Genomic DNA, 22,509 nt, shown 5'->3' with positions numbered 1-22,509 from the left:
GACGGAACCGAATCGCAGGCGATCCGGTCCGGGATTGTAAGCCGCTCAGGCGGCGTGCTGAGCCAGGCGGCTCATTTCCTGAGTCACGAGTTCGCGATACGGACCGGTGCCTTGCATCAGGCTGTCCGGCTTGCCGTCCTCGATGATCTTGCCGCCCTGCAACATCACCACGCGGTCGAAGTTGCGCAGCGTCGCAAGGCGATGAGCGATGGCGATCACGGTGCGACCGCGCATCAGACGCGACAGCGCCTCGCGGATCGCTTCTTCGGATTCGCTATCGAGCGCCGCGGTGGCCTCGTCCAGCAGCAGGATCGGCGCATCCTTCAGGAAGGCGCGGGCGATCGCGATGCGCTGGCGTTGTCCGCCGGACAGCTTGATGCCGCGATCGCCGACCATGGTGTGCAGGCCTTCCGGCATGGTCTCGACAAAATCGCAGCGCGCCGCAATCGCCGCGCGCAGCACCTCGTCGTCGCTGGCGGAGGGTCGGCCGTAGCGGATGTTCTCCATGATGGAGCGATGGAACAGCGAGATGTCCTGCGGTACCACGGAGATCGCCTCGCGCAGGCTCTGCTGGGTGACCCGCGAAATGTCCTGGCCGTCGATGGTGATGCTGCCCTTTTCCACGTCGTAAAAACGCTGCAGCAGCACGAACAGGCTGGACTTGCCGCCGCCGGACTGCCCGACCAGGCCGACGCGCTGCCCGGCGTGCAGACGCAGGGTGAATCGATCGAACACCTGCAGACCGCCGGGATACTTGAAAGAGATGTTGTTGAAGGCGATCGCCGCGCCGCTGCGCACCAGCGGTTCCGCCTCCGGATGATCGCTCAGATCGTGCGGCACCAGCAGCGTGGCGATCGCTTCGGTCAGCCTCGCCACGTGCTGGGTGACGTCGACCAGCGCCACGGCGAGATCGCGCGTCGCGCTCAGAATGGACAGGCCGAGGGTGCAGACCAGCACCACGTCGCCGGTGCTGGCGCCGCCGGCCTGCCACAGCCGGATCGCCCAGGCGAGCAGCCCGATGGTCAGCACCACCGTGATGACGGCATGGGTCAGGCGCAGCTTCTCGAGGTAGCGCAGGCTGCGGCCGCGCGCATTGAGTTCGCGGTTGACCGTGGCGTCGAAGCGGTCGTGTTCGTAGCCGAGCCCGCAGAACGCGCGGACCAGCGGCATATTGTTGATGACATCGACCATTTCGCCATCGACCGCGGCGGCCTTGTCGGCGAAATCGTCATGCAGCGGCTTGCCGGCGGCGGCCAACTTGAACATTGCCACCACCACGATGCCGGCAACGACAGTGAGGCCCGCCGCCATTGGCAGGCTGACGGTGCCGATCAGCATGATCGCCGCAAAGGTCGCGATGCACGGTGGCAGCACGTTCCAGACGAACATGTTCTCGACGGTGAACACCGCGTTGGAAGTCGCTGTAATGCGGCTCGTCAACATGCCCGGCAGCCGGTCGGAAAAGTAGTTCGGCGAGTGGCCGGTCAGATGCCGAAAAATATCGCGGCGCAGGTCGCCGGTGACGCCCACAAAAGTGAAACTCGCGGTCCAGCTGGCGATCCGCCAGAGAAAATTGTCGGCGGCGATCAGAGCCACGAGAAATGCGAATGCCAGCCATACGCGGTTGTCTTGCGATGGCCCGGCGGAAAGCCCGTCGACCAGATACTTGACGCCGTATTGCGTGCCCACCGAGCAGGCGACCGCTGCGATCACCGAAAGCAGGATGATGAGATGTGATGCAGGCCGTTGCTTCAGATAGCGCAACACGAAGGCGAAAGGGCGGTGCGAATATCCGGAAAGACTGTCCATGTGACCCACAAAACTCGTTGGAGGATAAAGAGAATCGTCAGGAAGGGTCGCGCCGCCCGGTGAGCCGCCGATCAATACTGCTCACTTCGAATCCCCATGTTGTCGCCATCACTGCGCAACATTCATGCAGCACAAGCGATTGGGAAACTCTGGTTTGATGAGGTGGCATCAGCAAGACCACAGTGTGGAGGAAGTACGCTCGCAGTGAGGAACTTCGCATCTGCGAAAACGTTCCCGATCCGGCATGCCGGTGCCGCTAGTCGTGAGGGAACTCTTATCCGCGACAACAACAGGAGACGTTGAGATGCGCATCGCGCAGGTTGCCCCGCTGACGGAAGCCGTACCGCCCAAGCTTTACGGCGGCACCGAACGTGTCGTTCACTGGTTGACCGAGGAACTTGTCGCACTCGGAAACGATGTCACGCTGTTTGCCAGCGGCGATTCGCAGACATCGGCAAGACTCGACGCCGGATGGCCCAAGGCGTTGCGGCTCGACGGCTCGGTTCGCGATCCCAATGCACTCCACATGGAGATGCTGGAAAGGGTCCGACAGAAATCCGATGACGACGAGTTCGACTTCCTGCACTTCCATCTCGATTACTATCCGTTCTCGCTGTTCGCCCGCCAGCCCACGCCGTTTCTCACCACGTTGCATGGCCGGCTCGACCTTCCCGAACATCAGCCGGTGTTCACCACCTTCTCCAAGGCCCCTGTGGTTTCGATTTCCAATGCGCAGCGTCGCCCGGTGCCGCAGGCGAATTTCGTGCGCACCATCCATCACGGCCTGCCGGAGAAGCTGCTGACGCCGCAGTCGGTGACGCCGAGCTATCTCGCGGTGCTGGGCCGCATCGCGCCGGAAAAGGGTGTCGACCGCGCCATCAAGATCGCGATTCGCGCCAACATGCCGCTGAAAATCGCCGCCAAGATCGATCGCGCCGATCAGGACTATTATGACGAGGTGATCCGTCCGCTGATGGATCACCCGCTGGTGGAATATATCGGCGAGATCGGCGACCGCGAGAAGCCGCAATTCCTCTCGGGCGCGCTCGGCCTGCTGCTGCCGATCGACTGGCCGGAGCCGTTCGGGCTGGTGATGATCGAATCCATGGCCTGCGGCACGCCGGTCATTGCCTACAACCGTGGCTCGGTGCCGGAGATCATCGACGAGGCGCTGACCGGCTTCATCGTCGAAGACGAGACCAGCGCGGTGGCGGCGGTGGGGCGGCTGCCGGGAATGGACCGCGGCGCCATCCGCAGGCAGTTCGAGGCGCGCTTCACGGCGCGGCGCATGGCGCTGGACTACATGGCGGTGTATCGCAGCCTGGCAGAGCACACCGCACCGCTGCGGCTGGTCAGCAGCGCGGAGTAGACGCGCAGTTCTTGACGACGACGAAGGGCGGCCGGTGGCCGCCCTTTTTGTTTGATGAGGCGTCAATAACATCCCTCCCCTCAAGCGCAGCGAAGCTGCGCAAGGTGGGGAGGGTCGGCCGAACGAACGACGATGCGACAGCATCGTCGGAAGTGGAGGCCGGGGTGGGGGGCGCACAACGCGCTGCTCTCCATGTTGTGCCGCCCCCCACCCGACCGGCCTGCGGCCGGCCACCCTCCCCACCGCGAAGACGCGGGGGGAGGGATGAGCATGAGCCGCTTGGATCCTGCTAGGCCGTTAGCCTGTACAGCCCGCCCGGCATTTGCGAGAAACGCTCATTCGTTTTCTCTCGCATTGTCAGGCCATCATGACCGCCGTCTCGCGCTTCGAACTGATCCTTCTGCTGATGGCCGTCATCCTATTGCTGGACCTCGTGGCCCGGCGCTTCAACCTGCCGCGGGCGGCGGCGCTGATTCTGGGCGGCATCGGCTTCGCGCTGATCCCGGGCACGCCGGATATCGAACTCGATCCCGATCTGGTGCTGGTCCTGTTCCTGCCGCCGCTGCTGATGTCCAGCGCCTGGTTCACCTCGTGGCGGGATTTTCGCGCCGACATTCGCATCATCCTGCAGCTCGCTGTCGGCGCGGTGTTCTTCACCACGCTGGTGGTCGGCGTGGTGACCCATCTGGTGATGCCGTCGCTGCCATGGGCGGCGTGCTTTGCGCTGGGTGCCATCGTGTCGCCGCCGGACTCCGTCGCCGCCAAGGCGGTGCTGTCGAAGCTGCCGCTGCCGCCGCGCGTCATCGTGCTGCTCGAGGGCGAGAGCCTGGTCAACGATGCCTCCGGCCTGGTGCTGTTTCGCTTTGCGGTCGCCGCGGCGCTGACCGGAAGCTTCAGCATCGGCGAAGCCAGCCTGACCTTCGTCTGGCTGGCTGCGGGCGGCATCGCCGCCGGCATCGCTTGCGCCGTCATCAGCATCTTCGCCGTGAAGCGGCTGCGCGACACCGACCTGATCATCATCTGGACCTTTCTCAACGCCTGGATCTCCTACATCGCGGCGGAAAAGCTCGGGGTTTCAGGCGTGCTCTCCACCGTCACCTGCGGCATTATCCTCGGCTGGAAGCAGCACGAGATCATCGATGCCGCCACGCGCACGCGGGCGCTCTCGGTGTGGGGCGTGATGGTATTCGCGCTGGAATCGCTGGTGTTCATCCTGATCGGCCTGTCGCTCAGGGGCGTGCTGACGCGGCTGAGCGACAACGGCGACACCCTGATGAGCCTGTTGCCGGCCACCGCGGCGATCGTCGCCGCGGTGATCGTGGCGCGCTTCGTCTGGATCTTTCCCGGTACCTACCTGCCGCGGCTGATGTCGCCGGCGCTGCGGGCGCGGGATCCCTATCCGCCGCTGGCGGTGCCGTTCATCATGAGCTGGGCCGGGTTGCGCGGGGTCGTCAGTCTCGCCGTGGCGCTGTCGCTGCCGGAAGGCTTTCCCGGCCGCGATTTCATTCTCGCCGTGACCTTCGTCGTGATCCTGGTCACCGTGCTGGTGCAGGGCACCACTTTGGCGCCGCTGGTGCGGCTGGTGTTACGCGGCGATTTCACGGCACAGCACCGCTCGACGCTGACGGAGGAGCAGACGCGCGCCCGCGTCGCCACCGCACAGCCGGCTGCAGTGGAGGTGCAATCGCTCAATCCCGACGGCAGCCATCGCCATCCCCGGCTGTTCGAACAGTATTCCTACCGCGTCCGCGCGGCGACACGGTTCAGCGAGGAGAAGGACACGCTCGCGCCGCATCGCATCGATCACTACAACGCCGTGCTGGCCGCCAATGCCGCCGGCCGCGCCGAACTGCTGCGGCTGCATCGCAGCGGCGAGATCCATGACGACGTGCTGCATGCCATCGAGCGGGAACTCGATCTCGAAGAGGTCAACGTGCGTCGCTTCGTGTGAGCCGCGCGTACGGGCGGCAGAATTTCATAAACCATCGATTCCGGTCAGGATTGATTCACCACATCGATTAAGCAATTCAGCCCCCGTTCATGCTATGGTCCGGCCATGATCGAGGGACAAACCTCGGCAGGGACGGCGTCAGGGTCAGGTTGCACAACAGCCTGACCCTCCATTCGGGAACCAGCATGGCGAACAAGAAACGATCGGCACCGCGCAAGAAGGCCAATGCAACGGCCGCGGTCTATCCGACCTCGACGGTCATCGTGGCCGCGCGCAACCTGCTGAACATGGCTGCGGTGATGGCGTCGTGCGCGACGATCCTGCTGTGCCTGATGATCGTCAAGAAATTCTGAGGTTGCATTCCGGGGCGCGAGCGAAGCCGGAATGACGACGACTATGCCGCGCGCCGGAGGCGCGCCCACATTTTCTCGCACAATGGCAGCAAGCCACGCGGCGTGATCAGGATCACCGCGATCACCACGATCCCGTAGATGAAATAATGCAGGCCCGGCAGGGTGCTGCCGAGCTTGCCGCGCAGCACCTCGCCGAGCGGCACCAGCAGCAGCGCACCCAGTGCGGGACCATAGGCGCGGCCGAGGCCGCCGACGGTGGCGAACAGCACGATCTCGATGGTGATCACCGGCGACACCAGCAGATAGGGATCGGCGAAGGTGAGGTAGCGCGCATAGGCGGTGCCGACCACCGACGCCAGCACGGCGGAAATCACCATGGCCGTGATCTTGTAGCGGAGTATGTCGACGCCGATGGCCTGCGCGGCCTTCTCGTTGTCGCGGATGGTGCGCAGATAATAGCCGAGCGGCGCATTGAGGATGGCGACGCTGACCAGCACGCAGATCGCCGCCAGCGCCAGCATCATCCAGAACGCACCGGAGCCGCCGCCGAACTGGAAGGCGAGGAAATTGCCGGTGTCCTTCGGCAGCAGCAGGCCCGAGGCGCCGCCGAAGAATTCCGAGCCCTCGACCACGATGCTGCCCATTTCCGCGAAGGCCAGGGTGATCAGCACGAAGGAGAGGTGGCCGAGCTGGAAGCGGAAATCGATCCAGGCAATCAGCGCGCCGAGCACGCCCGAGATCGCCGCCGAAATCAGCAGGCCCAGCCACATGTTGACGCCGAGCTTGAGCAGCAGCGCGGTCGACAGCATGGCGCCGGTGCCGATGAACAGGCTGTGCGCCAGCGAGATCTGCCCGGCCATGCCGCCGACGATATTCCACGACGAGGCCAGCGCCACATAGACCAGCGACAGCGTGAGAATGTGGACGTAATAGCTCGGCAGCACGAACGGCACCATTGCCGCGAGGGCCAGCGCACCCCACCAGATCGGCGATCTCAGCGTGTTGTAGAATTCCTCCCTCATCGCTGCGACTTCCAGGTCAGGCCTTGCGGCCGGAACAGCATGATCGCGACGAAGATAATGTAGGGCATCAGCAATCCCAGCGGGCCGTCCAGATAGATGGTGCCGAAGGCCTCGGCGATGCCGATGATCAGCCCGCCCAGCATGATGCCGACGAAATTGGTCATGCCGCCAAGCACCACGACCAGCAGCGTGATCACCGTGTAGCGCAGTCCCTGCGTCGGCTGGATCGGCGTTCCCGGCAGCAGCAGCGCCGCGGCCAATGCGAGGATGCCGATGCCGAGCGCGAAGGTCAGCACCTGGACGCGGCCGACGTCGATGCCCATCAGCGCCGCCGCATGGGCGTTCTGGTGCACGGCGCGGATCGAGCGGCCGAAATCGGTGGAGCGCAGCATGATGTAGAGCCCGATGGCTAGCACGAAGGAAATCGCGAAGGCGATGATGTGCGGCACGCGCAGCACCACGTCGCCGAGGATGAACAGCTTGGATTCCACGACCGACGGCGTGCGCGCGGGCTGGCCGCCGAACACCATCAGGATGCCGTTCTGCAGCACCAGGCTCAGGCCCAAGGTCGGCTGCACCACCATCAGGAACTGGTGCCCGACCATCGGCCGGATCAGGTAGAGATAGACCAGCGCGCCGATCGCGGTCATCACGGGCACGGTGATGATCACCGACACGTAGGGATCGAGCGAGAAGGCGGAATACAGCGCCAGGCACATGAACATGCCCAGCGAGATGAAATCGCCGTGGGAAAAATTGACCACGCCCGACACGCCATAGACGAGGCCCATGCCGAGCGCCAGCAGACCGTAGGTGCTGCCGATCAGAAGGCCCTGCGCCAGCGCCTGATAGAGCTCAGTCACATCGTTCTCCGGTCACAGTCCGAGATAGGCGCTGCGGGTGCGCGGATCGTTGCGGACGAGGTCGGCCTCGCCTTCGACCGCCACCTGTCCGCGCTCCAGCACGTAGCAGCGCTTCGCATGGCGCAATGTCAGGTTCAGGTTCTGCTCGACCAGCAGGATGGTCAGGCCCTCGGCGTGCAGCCTGTCGATGATCTCGAAGATGTACTGCACGAACAGAGGCGACAGGCCGAGCGAGGGCTCATCGAGCATCAGGAGCTTGGCCTCGGCCATCAGCCCGCGCCCGATCGCCAGCATCTGCTGCTCGCCGCCGGACAGCGAGCCGGCATGCTGCGTCAGCCGCTCCTTGAGCCGCGGAAACAGGCCGAGCACCCTGTCCATCTGCTGCGGCCGGCCTTTTCGCGCGCGCGCATTGATGCCGCCGAGCAGGAGGTTTTCCCGGATCGTCATGTCGGGGAACACCAGCCGGCCTTCCGGCACCTGGACGATGCCGGCCTCGACGCGGGCCTGCGGCGTCATCTTCGAGATGTCCTTGCCCTGAAAGCGGATGCGGCCGGACATCGGTTTGACCGTGCCGGACAGCGCGTTGATCAGCGTGGTCTTGCCAGCATTGTTGGCGCCGAGCAGGCCGACGATCTCGCCGGCGCCAATCGTGGCGGAAATATCGTGCAGCACCGCGACGCCGCCATAGCCTGCGACCAGGTGATCGATCTCAAGCATCGATGTGATCCCCGAAATAGGCATCGATCACGCGCTGATCCCTAATGATCTCGTCGGGCGTGCCCTCGGCGATCTTCTCGCCGAAATTGATCACCACCATGCGTCGCGCCAGCCGCATGATCACCGGCATCACATGCTCGACCATCACGATGGTGACGCCCTGCCGGTTCAACTCCTCGATGATGGCGATCGGCGCCGCGGTCTCGGCCATGGTCAGGCCGGCCATCACCTCGTCGAGCAGGATGCAGCGTGGATCGGTGGCGATGCACTTCGCCAGCTCGAGCAGCTTCTTGTCCTGCAGCGACAGGGTCAGCGGCGTCATCAGTTCCTTGCCGCCGAGTCCGACGCGCTGCAGCGTCTCGGCCGCGTAGTCCACGGCCTCGCGCATCGGCCGGCGCGTCAGCGCCGCCGTCGTCACCACGTCGAGCGTCGTCATGTCGGCAAAGCTCTGCACGATCTGGAAACTGCGCATCAGCCCGCGGCGCACCAGACGGTCCGGCGACACGCCGGTGATGCTGGCGCCGTCGAACCGCACGTCGCCGCTGGTCGGCGCCATGAAGCCGGAGATGACGCCGAACAGCGTGGTCTTGCCGGCGCCGTTGGGGCCGATGATGCCGACGATCTCGCCCTTCTCGACCGAGAAGCTGATCGCGTTGACCGCGACCAGCCCGCCGAACTTCTTGGTGACATCAGCGATTTCAAGAAATGCCACGGCGGGATCTCAAGCCGTTGCTAGGATTTGGGCCGCGGCGCCACCTGGGCGAATTCCTTGGGGAACACGACCTGCTGCTGCTGCTCGGGCGTCCACTGGATGAACATCGCCGATCCGTCCTTGAGCAGACGATCCTCGGCGAACTGCAAGCCCTGCGGCTTGGAGACGTAGAGGTTGGGATCGCCATAGGGGATATTGACGTTCTTCAGCGCCGACAGCAGATCGTCGGGCTGCAGCGATTTGGCATTCTCCAGCGCCTGCTGCAGCACGCGGGCGGCCTGGGCATATTGGATGGCGCCCTGGCCGATCTTGTCCAGCTTGGCGACGTCGCGCAATTCCTTGACGATGGCCTGCATCGACGGAATCTTGGCGCCTTCGCTGAAGCCGGTCATGCCGAACAGGTTGCGGGTCAGCACGGCCTTGCCGATTTCGGGGCCGAGATCCTTCCACAGCGACAGGTCGGAATAGCCGCCGGTGCCGCCGCAGAAGATGCTGCCGTGATAGTTGAGGTTGTAGCGCGCCTGATGCAGGAGGATGCCATCCCGCGGCGTGACGAGACCGACGACCACGTCGGGCTTCAGCGAGCGGATGCGGATCATCGCCGCAGTCTGGTCCTGGGCGCGAATGTCGAGCGCGGCCTCGCCGATGATCTCGATGCCGCTCTTCTTCAGCTTCTCCACCAGGAACTTGTTGGACTGCTGACCGGCTTCGTAGTTGGAATAGCCCATCACCGCGGTCTTGATCGGGAATTTGCTGTCGTCGCGCAGCGAGATGACGAAGTCATGCATCGATTGCGCGTAGCCGCGGTCGTAGGGATAGCCCAGCGTGAACATGTAGTTCGACTGCGCGCCGCCGGCCCAGACCGACAGCGTCGGCATTTTCGCTTCGTCGATGACCGGCGTGAGCGCGAGCATCTGCGCGCTGAGGATGGTGCCGGTGAGCAGCTGGATCTTCTCTTCGGTGATCAGCCGGCGTGCCTCGGCGGCGGTGCGCGCCGGCTGGCTGGTGTCGTCGGCCATCACCAGCTCGATCTTCGCGCCGCCCTTGCTCTTGATGCCGCCTTCGGCGTTGATCTTCTTGATGATGTATTCGAAGGCCGGCTGGCCTTCCTGGGCATAGGCGGCCAGACCGCCGCTCATGGAATTGACCACGCCGATGCGGATCGCCGGCTCGGCCGCGCCCGCCGTGCGAATGAACGGCGCCGCAACCGGCCCGAGCAGCGCGGCGGATGCGCCAATGCTAAATGTGCGGCGGGTGATGGTCATGCGGCTTCCTCCGGTCGGCGGGCACACGACAACGCGTGCGCCATTTTATTATCGTTGAATGACGGTCCGATCGGCCCTCACGGGGCCGATCAAAGCTGCCACCTGCGAAATTTCGCTTGATCGGATTTAGCCGGCTTTGCGCGACGTCGTCAAATGCGCTGCCGATGCGCATCGCGAATGCGCGGCATGCATGGCCGCGATATCATCGTCTCCACACGACGATATTCCGGCTCATGAAACAGACGCTGCAATGAAGTATCGCGGTCGACGGGCGCCAGCGGCGCCGATCGACCGGGAAGCAGCATGTCGCGCCTCAGATACGCAAGGTCAGCCGGAGTGCGCTTCGGCGTCGGCGCGAAGCTCCCCGAAGGCGTCCGACTCGTAGACGCGACCGTCGGGCGTCCCGATCTGGACGTCCCAGGATCCGTCATTGGTGAGCTCGGTCGCTTTCTTCAGCGCTGCCGCGACGGTATCGCGCCGCAAAGTGACCGTGCCCGACGTATCAGTTGCTTTCACGAAATAAGGCAAGAGACCTCCTCCCGGCGCTCTGGCGGCGCCTCGACCGACTGTTGTCGATATGCGTCATCAGTACGACGCAAACCGGAGCATAGCGCGAAAAACCGATCCGACCAGCCCCCGGGGATTACCATCGCCGTGGAAGTGATGGCCGCGGTGCTGCGGCGCCCGCCCGACGGCGGCCTCAAATGGTGCGGCCGCCATCGACCGGCAGGATCACGCCGGTCAGAAACTCGGCCTCCTCGCTGCCGAGGTAGACGCAGGCACTGGCGATGTCCGATGGACGCGACATCCGGCCGAGCGGAATCGTCGAGACGAATTTGGCGCGGTTCTCGGGCGTATCGGGCACGCCCATGAAGGATTCCAGCAGCGCGGTTTCGCCGATTACCGGCGCGATGCAGTTGACGCGGATGCCGTCGGGCGCCAGTTCCACCGCCATCGACTTGGACATCAGGTTCACCGCGCCCTTGCTGGCATTGTACCAGGTCAGGCCCGGCCGCGGCCGTACGCCGGCGGTCGAGCCGATGTTGATGATGCGGCCGCTCTTCTGCTGCCGCATGATCGGCACCACCGCATTGGTCATCAGGAAGATCGACTTGACGTTGATGGCGAAGGTGCGGTCGAATTCCTCCTCGGTCACCTCAAGCAGCGGCTTGTTGCGAAACGTCCAGCCGGCATTGTTGACTACGATGTCGAGCTTGCCGAACCGGCTGATCGCCAGCTTCACGCAGGCTGCGATGTCGGCCTTGCTGGTGACATCGCCGCCGATCGCCACCGCTCCGGCACCGATCTCGGAAGCGACCTTTCGGGCGCCCTCGTCATTGAGGTCGAGAATGACGACGCTGGCGCCCTCGCGGACATAGGCGCGGGCGATCTCGGCGCCGAATCCAGACGCGCCGCCGGTGACGATGGCGGATTTTCCCTGCAGTCTCATGGTTCAACTCCCTGATCCGCGCCGTGTCTCCCGGCGCTGGTCGTAACAACGTACCGCGGGAGACTAGACGTCGCTCGCGCCTCTGAGAAGGGCACGAACGCCGGTCGTCCTGGCCCGTCGCCCTTCGCATTTCATCGCGCCCGAAAAAGATCGCATGACGGCGGTATTCAACGACGGGTTGTGTGCACCGGGTGTGCTGCCGAATTTTCACCGTCCGTGCCGCGATGTTGGGCGCAGCGCAGGGTGGTGCGCGCTTCCCTGCGGAATGTCCTATGCTATCGTGACGGCATGAATTCTGTAGCCAAGATCGACATCCGCCATTCCACCTGCCCGCACGATTGTCCCTCTGCCTGCGCGCTCGACATCGAGGTCATCGACGGCTCGGCGATCGGCCGGGTGCGCGGCTCGAAACAGCAGACCTACACCGCCGGCGTCATCTGCGCGAAGGTCGCGCGCTACGCCGAACGGATCCATCATCCGGACCGGCTGATGCATCCGATGCGCCGCACCGGCCCGAAGGGGTCCGGACAATTCGCACGCATCTCGTGGGACGAGGCGCTGGACGAAATCGCCGGCCGGTTCGATGCGGCCGAGCGCGACTTCGGCGCGCAATCGGTGTGGCCCTATTACTATGCCGGCACCATGGGTCTGGTGATGCGCGACGGCATCAACCGGCTGTCGCATGTGAAGAAGTATTCGCGCTTCTACAGCACGATCTGCTCGACCATCGCGCGTGTCGGCTTCGCCGCCGGCACGGGCAAGGTCGCCGGCGTCGATCCGCGCGAGATGGCCAAATCCGACCTGGTGGTGATCTGGGGCACCAACCCGGTGTCGACCCAGGTCAATGTGATGACGCATGCGACGCGGGCGCGGAAGGAACGCGGGGCGAAGATCGCGGCGATCGACATCTACGACAACGACACCATGAAGCAGGCCGACATCAAGATCATCCTGCGGCCGGGCACCGATGGCGCCTTTGCCTGCGGCGTCATGCATGTGCTGTTTCGCGACGGCCATGCCGATCGCGTCTATCTTGCCGACTACACCGATTGCCCTGCCGAGCTGGAGGCGCACCTCGCCAGCCGCACGCCGGAATGGGCCTCGTCCATCTGCGGCGTCCCGGTCGCCGACATCGAGGCCTTCGCGCGCGCCGTCGGCGAGACGCCGCGGACCTTCTTCCGGCTCGGCTACGGTTTCACCCGCAGCCGCAACGGAGCGGCGCAGATGCATGCGGCGCTGTGCATCCCGGCAGTGACCGGCGCGTGGCAGCACGAAGGCGGCGGCGCCTTCTTCAACAATTTCTCGATCTGGCATTTCGATGAATCGGTGATCGAGGGCCGCGATGCGATGGACAGGACTACGCGGCTGCTCGACCAGTCCAAGATCGGGCGCATCCTGACCGGCGATCCCGCGGCGCTGAAGCACGGGCCGCCGGTGAAGGCGATGCTGATCCAGAACACCAACCCGATGGTGGTGGCGCCGGAACAGGCGCTGGTGCGGCAGGGGTTTGCGCGCGACGACCTGTTCGTCGCGGTGCATGAGCAATTCATGACCGAGACCGCCGCTATGGCCGACATCGTGATGCCGGCCACCATGTTCATGGAACATGACGATATGTATTACGGCGGCGGCCACCAGCATATCTCCGTCGGCGCAAAGCTGATCGATGCGCCCGCCGAATGCCGCAGCAATCACGAGGTGATTGTGGCGCTGGCCGCGCGGCTCGGCGCGCAGCATCCGGGCTTCGCGATGACGCCGCGCCAACTGATCGACAAGACCCTGGCGGACAGCGGCCATGGCGGTATCGATGCGCTGGAAAAGGAGCTGTGGCGCGACATCCAGCCGGATTTTCGCGCGTCACATTGTCTCGATGGCTTCGCGCATCCCGACGGCAAGTTTCACTTTAAGGCCGACTGGGCTGCGGTGCCGCTCAACAATGACGGCATGATGGGCGACTGGCAGAAGCTTCCGGGCCTGCCCGACCACTGCGCCGTCATCGAGGAGGCCGACGAGGTACATCCGTTCCGTCTCGCCACCAGCCCGTCCCGCAGCTATCTCAATACCAGCTTCAACGAGACCCCGTCATCGCAGGCGCGCGAGGGCGCGCCGAGCGTGATGATCCATCCCGAAGATGCTGCAGGATTGTCGATCGCCGATGGCGATTTCGTCACCCTCGGCAATACTCGCGGCGAGACCACGCTGACGGCAAAGCTTTTCGGCGGACTGCAACGCGGCGTGCTGATCGCCGAGTCGGTACATCCGAACCGTTCGCACAAGGGCGGCCACGGTATCAACATGCTGACCGGTGCCACAGCCGTGGCGCCGTATGGCGGCGCGGCCTTCCACGACAACAAGGTGTGGGTGAAAAAGGCGGCGTCCTGACCGTTCAGGGCGCCGTCAACTCAGCCGAGGCTCACATTGCGGGAGTGCTCGGGGATGATGGTGATGGTCCAGCGCGACGGCGCCTTCGGCTTGTCAGGCTTCACCGCCCAGACCACGCCGCTCACCTTCGCGCCGCTGAGAACCAGGGTCGTGCTGCGGCCAGAGAATTGGGCAAAACGGCACCGCCTGGCTTCCTTGGCGCAGTCTGTTTCGATGGTCTGCATGTTGTCCGCCTTTCCTGCCGCGCTTTGCTCGCGTGTCGATCAGCAATACGTCGGTCTGGCCAAAGGCTAGCACCGGCGGGAATTCACGCTCGTTAACGCCGCTGACCGTAAGAATGCGGGGCTGTCCCGGTCCCCGGCCACTCCGATTCATCGCGCGCGCAGTGCCCGCGCACCTTTGACAGTGTTGCAGGATGGAGGCATGCGTAGGTGCCTATGGGAGCCACGACATGATTGAAACACCGCATGCCCGCCGCGGCATGGTCACCTCGCCGCATCACCTTGCTTCGCAAGCAGGCCTGCAGATCCTCAAGGACGGCGGCACCGCCGTCGAAGCGGCGATTGCCGTGGCCGCCGCGCTGGCCGTGGTCTATCCGCACATGACCGGCATCGGCGGCGACGGCTTCTGGCTGATCGCCGAGCCCGGCAAGCCGCCGGTGTCCATCGACGCCTGCGGCCGCTCCGGCGCCGCGGTCGACCTCGCTTATTACGCCAAGCACGGCTGCACGGTCATTCCGAACCGCGGCCCGCTGGCCGCCAATACCGTCGCCGGCACGGTCTCCGGCTGGCAGAAATCCCTCGACGCCACGCGCCACTGGCAGGCGCCGCTGACGCGCGAGCAGCCGCTGGAAACCGCGATTGCCTATGCCGAGGACGGCATCGTCGTCACCCGCAGCCAGGCCGAACTGACTGCCGCCAAGGCGCCCGAACTGGCGGGCCAGCCCAATTTCGCCGCGACTTTCATGCCGGGCGGACAGGCGCCGAAGGAAGGCGACCTGCTGCGGCTGCCGGCGCTGGCGCAGACCCTGAAGCGTCTGGCGGCCGACGGCTTCGACACCTTTTACAAGGGCAAGCTCGCCGACGATATCGCAGCCGACCTCGCCGCGACCGGTGCGCCGATCACCGCAGCCGACCTGCAGCGCCACAGCGCCAGCGAACGGCCGCCGCTGTCGACTCGGCTGCATCATGCCTGCCTCTACAACATGGCGCCGCCGACCCAGGGACTGTCGTCGCTGATGATTCTCGCGCTGTTCGACCGCCTCGGCGTCACCGCGGGCGAAGGCTTCGATCACATCCACGGTCTGGTCGAGGCCACCAAGCAGGCCTTCATCGTGCGCGACGAGCACGTCGGCGATCCCGACCACATGACCGCCGATCCCGCATCCTTCCTCGACAGCGCGCTGCTCGACAGACTGGCCGCCAGGATCGATCGCAATCACGCGCTGCCGTGGCCCCATGTGGCCAAGCCCGGCGATACGATCTGGCTCGGCGTCATCGACGGCCAGGGCCGTTCGGTCTCCTTCATCCAGTCGGTGTATTTCGAATTCGGCTCCGGCGTCGTGCTGCCGCAGACCGGCATCTGCTGGCAGAACCGCGGCTCGTCATTCCGGCTGGCCGAGGGCGGCTGGAATGCGCTGAAGCCCAACCGCAAACCGTTCCACACCCTCAACCCGGCGATGGCGATCTTCGACGACGGAAGGCGGATGGTCTACGGCACCATGGGCGGCGAAGGCCAGCCGCAGACCCAGTCGGCGGTGTTCTCGCGCTACGGCCTGTTCGGCATGCCGCTGCAGCAGGCGGTGTCGGCGCCGCGCTGGCTGCTCGGCAAGACCTGGGGCGACGCCAGCGTCACGCTGAAACTGGAAGACCGTTTTGCGCCGGAGCTGGTTGCGCAATTGAAGGCCGCCGGCCACGAGGTCGAGGTGCTCGAGGGCTATTCCAGCACCATGGGCCACGCCGGCGCCATCGTCCTGCATCCCAACGGCGTGCTCGACGGCGCCACCGACCCGCGCTCCGATGGCGCGGTGGCGGCGTGGTGATGTAACTATTTCAATCCAGCGCGGTAGCTTCCTTCACCTCTCCCCGCAAGCGGGGAGAGGGGATAACGAGCCGCCTCAGACGTCAGATATCGCCCTTCGGCGCCGCGAAGATGCAGGCCAGCGTCACCAGCGACGCCGCCAGCAGATAGTAACCGACATAGGCCATGCCGTAATTGACCTGCAGCCAGGTCGCGGCATAGGGCGCCAGCGAAGCGCCGAAGATGCCGGCGAGGTTGAAGGTGATCGACGAGCCGGTGTAGCGCACCTCGGTCGGGAAGGGGGCCGCCAGCGCGGTGCCGATCACGCCGTAGTTGAGGCCGAACAGCAGCATGCCGGCGGTGATGAAGACGTAGATGCCGACGATGCCGGAGCTCAGCAGCGGCCCCAGCGCAAACGAGAACACCGCCACCGCGATGGTGCTGACGATCAGCAGTTCGCGCCGGCCGAAGCGGTCGCCGAGCTTGCCGGCGGCAACGGTAGTGAGACCGAACAGCACCGATCCGTAGATCTGCACGGCGAGCGCGTCGAGGAAGGAGATGCCGACGACCTTGACGTTGTAGGACAACAGATAGGCCGAGCAGATGTAGAACAGCACGAAGGTCACCAGCGCCATGAAGGTGCCGAGGAACAGGCTCATCTTGTGGCTGCGGAACAGCTCCACCACCGGCACGGCGACGCGCTCGGCCTTGTCGATGGCCTTCTGGAATTCCGGCGTCTCGGTGATCGACAGCCGCACCCACAGGCCGATGCCGATCAGCGCGATCGAGGCGACGAAGGGAATCCGCCAGCCCCAGCTCAGCAGCGCCTCCTGGGACATGAAGTGCAGCAGGATCCAGAACGCGCCGGAGGCCAGGAACAGCCCGAGCGGCGCACCGAACTGCGGAAACATGCCGTACCAAGAGCGCTTGCCTTCGGGCGCATTCTCGGTGGCCAGCAGCACCGCGCCGCCCCACTCGCCGCCGAGCCCAAAACCCTGGCCGAACCGGCACAGCGCCAGCAGCAGCGGCGCGATCACGCCGATCTGTGCGTAGGTCGGCAGCAGGCCGATCACCACGGTGGAAATGCCCATGGTCAGCAGTGCCGCCACCAGTGTGGTCTTGCGCCCGACGCGGTCGCCGAAATGGCCGAAGATGATGGCGCCGAACGGACGCGCGAAGAACGCAATGGAGAACGTCGCGAACGACGCGAGCAGCGCCGTGGTCGGATCGGAGTTGGGAAAGAAAAGCGTCGGGAACACCAGCACCGCGGCGGTGGCATAGACGTAGAAGTCGAAGAATTCGATGGTGGTGCCGATTAGGCTCGCCAGCAGCACCCGGGCGGGGGAATTCAGCGGCGTGGCACGCTGCGCGGCGGCAGCAGATGGCATGGCAGTTGTCGCGTCGATCATTGTCAGAACTCAGCAGATGCGGTCTCGCCGCGCACCTGCGTGACGTCCAAACCCATTTCAGGGTGCTTTAACGTAATTAAATTGCGCTTGCTCCGTTGATTTCGGGAGGCTGCATTGCATCGGGCGGAATATCGGTTCCGCCGACCACCCGGCTGAAGCTCCTTTCGAACTGGCAGCTCGGGCGAACTACCTCGCGACCGGCTGCGCGGCCTTGCCGAAGAACGCCTCTTCCTCTGCGGTGGCTTCCACCAGCTGCGCATCCTGGTCGTAGATGTCGTTGCGGAAGTTGACCGTGTTGTCGCGGGTCATCCACCCGGTGAGATAGGTCCAGGCCACCGGAATCTTGGTCGGCAGCTTGATGGTCTCGCGCTCGCCGCTGGCGATCTTGGCGTCGATGGCGGCGCGGTCCCACTTCGGCAGGTCCTTCAGGATCCATGCGGCGAGATCGCGGACATTGTCGATCCGGGCGCAGCCGTGCGAGTCGAAACGATAGTCGTCGGTGAACAGGTTCTTCTGGTTGGTGTCGTGCATGTAGACGGCGTAGTTGTTCGGCATGTCGATGCGCACCTGGCCCAGCGCGTTCCACTCGCCCGGGACCTGTCGCACGGTGAAGTTCGGCGTCTGCGACCAGTCCACCGTGGCCGGATCGATCACCGCTTCCTTGCTGTCCAGCAGCTGCATGTGCATGCGGGTCAGATAGGTCGGATCCTTGCGCATATGCGCGGCGATCTCGTTCCTGGTGATCGAGGTCGGCACGGTCCATGTCGGGTTGAGGTTGACGTTGCTGATCTCGGCGATCAGCGTCGGCGACGGCTTCTCGGTCTTGCCGACGATGACGCGATAGCGCCGCACCACGACGTCGTTCTCGATCGCCTCGGCATAGGCGGCGGGCAGATTGACCACCACATAACGCGGACCGAAACCGAAGCCCATCTGCTTGATGCGCTCGAGCGAAGCCTCAAGCTGCTGGACCCGCTTCTGCACCTGCACGTTGAGTGCGGCGAGGGTGAGCGGCCCGACCATGCCGGTGGTGGGCAGGCCATGGCGTGCCTGGAAGTGTTTGACGGCGTCTGCGAGCGTCTTGTCGTAAGCGCCACTGGCCTTGTCGGCGGCGAGGTCGCCGGTGACGATCAGGCGGAGGCGCAACAAGGCGTCGCTGCTGCCGTTCACGCCGAGGGCAAACTTGGCGTCCGCCGGGATGGACGGCCAGCCGCCGCTTCGGGCGATCTCGCTATAGCTGACAATGGCGTGGAGAAGACGAGCGGCGGTGCCGGTGTCGAAGGTCGGCTGGTCGGACAGCGCCAGCGCGGCGGCCGAACGCGCATCCGGGCTTGAGACGACATTGCGGGCAGGCTGCGGCGTCGTCGCGGCAGCGCCGACCGTGCTGGCCGCGGCCGCAGCGGGCGCTGCCGGCGGCTGAACGGCGGTCTGGCCCCAGGCCGTTCCGGTGGCGAGCAGCGTCGCGGCAATGATTGAAAAATGCTTCATATCTTCAGTCCTGAACCATCGCGCAGCGCGACTGGGACATAAACGCCCGCCCGGAGGCGGCGTTGCGCGCGATGCCTCAGATTAAGGAAACATCGTCAACCAAACATTAATCATGTGGGTGGCGCGAAGCTCGGCCGGTGTAGCCGCGCCGCTATCGGGTGACCGGCTATTTTGCGCTGGCGCGCATGACCGCATGGGGCAATATCGGCGGCATTGCTGTCAGTGTGAGAGGTGTCCCATGAAGCGTCTGTTGCTCATTGCATTTCTGCTGCCGGTCGCGCCGGCGTCCGCGCAGACCAACGATAGCCATTCGGCCTGCGCGCGCGACGTGTCGCGGTTCTGCCGGGCCAAGATGAACGACGGCGATTCCGTTGTGCTGGCCTGCCTGAAGGAGAATCGCGCCAGGCTCAGCAAGGCTTGCGCCAAGGTGCTGACCGATAACGGCCAGTAGGCTCAGCCGCTGCTGCCGGCCGGAGTCGATACCGGCAGCACGTCGTTGGCGGCGATGTCCGGCGTATCGTCCTTCCAGCGCACCGATCCGAACGGCCGCTCCAGCATGCGGCGCACCCGGACCGGATCGGGGCCGAGGTGGAACGCCATGGCGCGCTGGTGCAGCGCGCGTTCGGACTGGGTCGAGCGGTTGCGCTGGCGCAGGTAGTCGAGCCAAGTCGGACAGTGATAGCGCTCGGTCCACAATTCGGGATCGGCGATGTCGCGGGCGATCGACCAGCCATAGGCGCCGTTACGCTGGCGGCTGAGCTGGACGTCCTGCATCACGCCGTGGAAGGCGCGGGCCTGCTCCTGGTCGACGCGATATTCGATCTCCACCACCAGTGGGCCGCTGCGTCCGGTCAGGGCCAGCCGGACCTCGGGATCTTCGAGCGAATCGGCATCCTCGACGCGGGCGCCGATCGGCGGCATCCGCAGCCACAGGCCGAACAGCGGCGAGACGAACATCGCCGCAGCCGATGTCAGCAAGGCCAGCTCGACGCCGACGTGATCGGTGAGGTAGCCCCAGCCCCGGCTGCCGATGGCGATGCCGCCGGCGATTGCCGCCTGGAACGCGGCCAGCGAGCGCCCGGCCACCCAGCGCGGCGCCGACAGCTGCACGCCGATGTTGAACAGCGCCACCGCCAGCATCCAGACCGCGCCCGCGACCACCAAAGCCGCCGCGGTCAGCACCGGCTCCGAGCTGACGGCGATCACCGCGATGGCCGCGCCCATGATCAGCGCACAGAGCCGGATCGAGGCTTCGCCGCTGAGGTGCTTGCGGGCATGGCCGATATTCAGCGCACCGATCACCGCGCCCATGCCGAAGGCGCCGAGCATGATGCCGTAGGTCTGCGCGCCGCCGTGCAGCAGGTCGCGCGCCACCAGGGGCATCAGCGCTGACACCGAGCCGCCGCAGATGCCGGTGATCAGGGTGCGCGCCAGCACGACGCGGATGGACGGCGAATTCAGGATGTAGCGCACGCCGGAGACGATGGCACGGCTGAGCCGCTCGCGCGGCAGCCGCGATACTTCGACGTTGCGGCGCCAGATCAGCAGCATCACCAGCAATGGCACGTAGAGCACCGCATTGCAGGCGAAGGCAGCCACCGCACCGGCGCTGGCCACCACGATGCCGCCGATCGCGGGGCCGAAGCTTCGCGCGATATTGTAGCTGATGCCGTTCAGCGCCACAGCCGACGGCAGCACTTCGTGTGGCACCTGCTCACTGACCGAGGACTGCCAGGCCGGGCCGAACAGCGCCATGCCGCTGCCGATGATGAAGCAGAATGCCAGCAGGATATTGGGCGTCACCAGCCCGAGCCAGGTCAGCGCCGTCAGCGTGCCGGCGCCGACCAGCGACAGCACCAGCGAGACCAGCGACACAACGCGGCGGTCATACATGTCGGCGACTGCCCCGGCCGGCATCGAGATCAGCATGATCGGCAGCATCAAGGCGGTTTGCACCAGCGCCACCTTGTCGGCGGAGGAGGTCATCTGGGTCATCGCCCAGGCCGCGCCGACGCTCTGGATCATCAGGCCGAGATTGGACAGCAGGCTGGCCAGCCAGATCCGCCGGAACACCGGATAGCGCAGCGGTGCGGCAACGCCGTCGGCGGGGAACAGGCTGGATCTCGGTGCGTCGGTCATCATCGTCCCGTCGTCAACGTCGGTGAGGGATCGCGGCAACCGCAGCAGATATGATTCTGCGGGACCGAAACAGGTTGATGCCTGCGAAACGCGTTGTCTGTCCAGTGGCTGATCCGCTATCACGGCGATCAAGCGCCGTCAGCGCGCAACCAAGGGAGACGGAACGATGCAGCCAGTGCGACGGGCGATCCTCAAAGGCTTGGCGGCGCTGCCCTTCGCGGGGGCGGTCAGTTTCCGCGCCGCAGCGCAAACGCCCGCTGTTGCGCCTGATGTCACCGATGTGCCGCCGATCCTGTTCGTCCATGGCAATGGCGACCACGCCGCCTTGTGGCTCACCACGCTGTGGCGCATGGAATCCAACGGCGTCGCGCGCGACCGCCTGATGGCGTTGAACTTCACCGATCCGCTGGCGCGCAACGACGATGCGGTTCCACAGCAATACCGGTCCTCGACCGAGGATGCGCGTCGCGAGCTCGGCGAAGCGGTGGCCCAGCTCAAGCAGCGGACCGGCGCCAGCCGCGTCGCGCTGGTGGCCAATTCACGTGGCGGCAATGCGCTGCGCAATTACATCAAGAACGGCGGCGGCAAGGACGTCGGTCACGCCGTGCTGTGCGGCACGCCCAACCACGGTGTCCATACCTGGCCGGAGGCGCCGGGCATGGAGTTCAACGGCAGCGGGCCGTTTTTGCGCGGCCTCATTGGCAGCGACGGGTCGGAAGTGACCGAGGGCACGGCCTTCCTGACCCTGCGCAGCGACGGCATGGACAAGTACGCGCAGCCGGACGGCCGGTTTCTCGGCAAGCCCGGCGTGGCCACCGGCGTTACCGCCGAAGGGCCCGAGCTGCGCGGCGCCACCAATCTGGTGCTCGGCCCCGTCGACCATCGCGAGACCGCCTACCATCCGCGCGCTTTCCGCGAGATCTACAAGTTCATCGCCGGCCGCGAGCCGCAGCGGATCGCCATCGTTCCCGAAGCACAGGTGCGGCTGAGCGGACTGGTGACCGGCACGCCCGGTGGTGTGCCGACGAACCGGCCGGTGGCCGACGCGTCCGTCGAGGTGTTCCGCGTGGCGCCGGATTCCGGTGAGCGGATCGGCGCCGCGCTTCTCTCGGCACGGACGGCGGCCGACGGGCGCTGGGGTCCGGTGCAAGTCGATCCCACCTGGCCGCTGGAAATCGTGCTGGCCCAGGCAGGCGCGCCGATCACCCACACTTATCGTTCGCCGTTTCCGCGCTCCTCCGAAGTGGTGCATCTGCGCGCCGCGCGTCCATTGGGCGCCGCCGATGCCGGCGCCGGCGCGGTGGTCATCCTGTCGCGGGCGCGCGGCTATTTCGGTCTGCCACGCGACGTGGTGCTGTTCGACGGTCGCGAGCCCGCCGATGTGAAGCCGGGCGTGCCGACCGATACGTCGGCGACGCTGCGGCTCGCGGCGACCGATGTCGGCCGCCCGGTGCCGGCGCTGTTCAACGAGGAGCGCATCGTGGCCCGGGCCTGGCCCGCGGCGGAAAACCGCATCACGGTGGCGGAGCTGACCTACTGAGCGGCGGGCGCCTTCATCGCG

Annotated in this window: 19 protein-coding genes; 7 read left to right on the top strand and 12 right to left on the bottom strand. The window is 65.5% G+C overall.

All coding sequences use genetic code 11. The annotated features are described in order from the left end of the window. Positions 1 to 45: 45 nt before the first annotated feature. Entirely contained in the window at positions 46 to 1,809 is a 1,764-nt protein-coding gene (locus ACUXVA_RS05910; RefSeq protein WP_265081118.1) for an ABC transporter ATP-binding protein, read from the bottom strand. A gap of 304 nt (positions 1,810 to 2,113) precedes the next feature. Here ACUXVA_RS05910 and ACUXVA_RS05905 point away from each other — a divergent pair, with 304 nt between their 5' ends. The 3 genes from ACUXVA_RS05905 to ACUXVA_RS05895 all read left to right on the top strand — a co-directional run bounded on the left by ACUXVA_RS05905 (position 2,114) and on the right by ACUXVA_RS05895 (position 5,482). Continuing rightward, a complete protein-coding gene (locus ACUXVA_RS05905; protein ID WP_265081119.1) occupies positions 2,114 to 3,178 on the top strand; it encodes a glycosyltransferase family 4 protein in 1,065 nt (354 codons plus the stop codon). 367 nt (positions 3,179 to 3,545) lie between these two features. Beyond that, positions 3,546 to 5,129, top strand: a complete 1,584-nt coding sequence (locus ACUXVA_RS05900) for a Na+/H+ antiporter (protein ID WP_445491246.1) — start codon at positions 3,546 to 3,548, stop codon at positions 5,127 to 5,129. Positions 5,130 to 5,314: 185 nt separating this feature from the next. After that, positions 5,315 to 5,482, top strand: a complete 168-nt coding sequence (locus ACUXVA_RS05895) for a hypothetical protein (protein WP_265081121.1) — start codon at positions 5,315 to 5,317, stop codon at positions 5,480 to 5,482. Between the two features lie 41 nt (positions 5,483 to 5,523). On the opposite strand, the gene ACUXVA_RS05890 is transcribed toward ACUXVA_RS05895, so the two are convergent. From ACUXVA_RS05890 to ACUXVA_RS05860, 7 genes are all read right to left on the bottom strand, one after another. Beyond that, positions 5,524 to 6,504 (bottom strand): branched-chain amino acid ABC transporter permease, encoded by a 981-nt coding sequence (locus tag ACUXVA_RS05890; RefSeq protein ID WP_445491243.1) that lies wholly within the window; start codon positions 6,502 to 6,504, stop codon positions 5,524 to 5,526. After that, entirely contained in the window at positions 6,501 to 7,367 is an 867-nt protein-coding gene (locus ACUXVA_RS05885; RefSeq protein ID WP_445491241.1) for a branched-chain amino acid ABC transporter permease, read from the bottom strand. Before ACUXVA_RS05885 ends, ACUXVA_RS05890 begins: the two co-directional genes overlap by 4 nt. A gap of 12 nt (positions 7,368 to 7,379) precedes the next feature. Then, a complete protein-coding gene (locus ACUXVA_RS05880) occupies positions 7,380 to 8,084 on the bottom strand; it encodes an ABC transporter ATP-binding protein (RefSeq protein WP_265081124.1) in 705 nt (234 codons plus the stop codon). Beyond that, entirely contained in the window at positions 8,077 to 8,796 is a 720-nt protein-coding gene (locus tag ACUXVA_RS05875; RefSeq protein ID WP_265081125.1) for an ABC transporter ATP-binding protein, read from the bottom strand. Before ACUXVA_RS05875 ends, ACUXVA_RS05880 begins: the two co-directional genes overlap by 8 nt. 20 nt (positions 8,797 to 8,816) lie before the next feature. Then, on the bottom strand, positions 8,817 to 10,061 hold the full coding sequence (locus ACUXVA_RS05870) for an ABC transporter substrate-binding protein (protein ID WP_265081126.1): 1,245 nt from the start codon (positions 10,059 to 10,061) through the stop codon (positions 8,817 to 8,819). 327 nt (positions 10,062 to 10,388) lie between these two features. Beyond that, positions 10,389 to 10,589, bottom strand: a complete 201-nt coding sequence (locus tag ACUXVA_RS05865) for a hypothetical protein (RefSeq protein ID WP_265081127.1) — start codon at positions 10,587 to 10,589, stop codon at positions 10,389 to 10,391. A 172-nt stretch (positions 10,590 to 10,761) separates the two neighbouring features. Continuing rightward, positions 10,762 to 11,511, bottom strand: coding sequence for a glucose 1-dehydrogenase (locus ACUXVA_RS05860; RefSeq protein ID WP_265081128.1), 750 nt, complete (start codon positions 11,509 to 11,511; stop codon positions 10,762 to 10,764). A 288-nt stretch (positions 11,512 to 11,799) separates the two neighbouring features. Here ACUXVA_RS05860 and ACUXVA_RS05855 point away from each other — a divergent pair, with 288 nt between their 5' ends. After that, positions 11,800 to 13,893, top strand: a complete 2,094-nt coding sequence (locus tag ACUXVA_RS05855) for a molybdopterin oxidoreductase family protein (protein ID WP_265081129.1) — start codon at positions 11,800 to 11,802, stop codon at positions 13,891 to 13,893. 20 nt (positions 13,894 to 13,913) lie between these two features. On the opposite strand, the gene ACUXVA_RS05850 is transcribed toward ACUXVA_RS05855, so the two are convergent. Then, a complete protein-coding gene (locus tag ACUXVA_RS05850) occupies positions 13,914 to 14,117 on the bottom strand; it encodes a hypothetical protein (RefSeq protein WP_265081130.1) in 204 nt (67 codons plus the stop codon). 227 nt (positions 14,118 to 14,344) lie between these two features. Here ACUXVA_RS05850 and ACUXVA_RS05845 point away from each other — a divergent pair, with 227 nt between their 5' ends. Continuing rightward, positions 14,345 to 15,934 carry a gamma-glutamyltransferase family protein gene (locus ACUXVA_RS05845; RefSeq protein WP_445491236.1) on the top strand — a complete coding sequence of 530 codons (1,590 nt, stop codon included), beginning with the start codon at positions 14,345 to 14,347 and terminating at the stop codon, positions 15,932 to 15,934. An 82-nt stretch (positions 15,935 to 16,016) separates the two neighbouring features. Here the strand turns inward: ACUXVA_RS05845 and ACUXVA_RS05840 are convergent, their stop codons facing one another. After that, entirely contained in the window at positions 16,017 to 17,321 is a 1,305-nt protein-coding gene (locus ACUXVA_RS05840) for an MFS transporter (protein ID WP_445491234.1), read from the bottom strand. A 186-nt stretch (positions 17,322 to 17,507) separates the two neighbouring features. Next, a complete protein-coding gene (locus ACUXVA_RS05835; protein WP_265081132.1) occupies positions 17,508 to 18,809 on the bottom strand; it encodes a L,D-transpeptidase family protein in 1,302 nt (433 codons plus the stop codon). A 238-nt stretch (positions 18,810 to 19,047) separates the two neighbouring features. On the opposite strand from ACUXVA_RS05835, the gene ACUXVA_RS05830 reads away from it, so the two are divergent. Beyond that, entirely contained in the window at positions 19,048 to 19,260 is a 213-nt protein-coding gene (locus ACUXVA_RS05830; protein WP_265081133.1) for a cysteine rich repeat-containing protein, read from the top strand. 2 nt (positions 19,261 to 19,262) lie between these two features. Here the strand turns inward: ACUXVA_RS05830 and ACUXVA_RS05825 are convergent, their stop codons facing one another. Next, complete coding sequence (locus ACUXVA_RS05825; protein WP_445491233.1) at positions 19,263 to 20,948, bottom strand: MFS transporter; 1,686 nt, start codon at positions 20,946 to 20,948, stop codon at positions 19,263 to 19,265. A 166-nt stretch (positions 20,949 to 21,114) separates the two neighbouring features. Between ACUXVA_RS05825 and ACUXVA_RS05820 the strand changes: the two genes are divergently transcribed. Beyond that, on the top strand, positions 21,115 to 22,488 hold the full coding sequence (locus ACUXVA_RS05820) for a hydrolase (protein ID WP_265081134.1): 1,374 nt from the start codon (positions 21,115 to 21,117) through the stop codon (positions 22,486 to 22,488). Positions 22,489 to 22,509: the final 21 nt, after the last annotated feature.

The organism is Rhodopseudomonas sp. RCAM05734 (assembly GCF_052658035.1).
The sequence above is the reverse complement of the archived record's forward strand: the minus strand, read 5'-3'. Positions and strand labels throughout refer to the sequence as shown.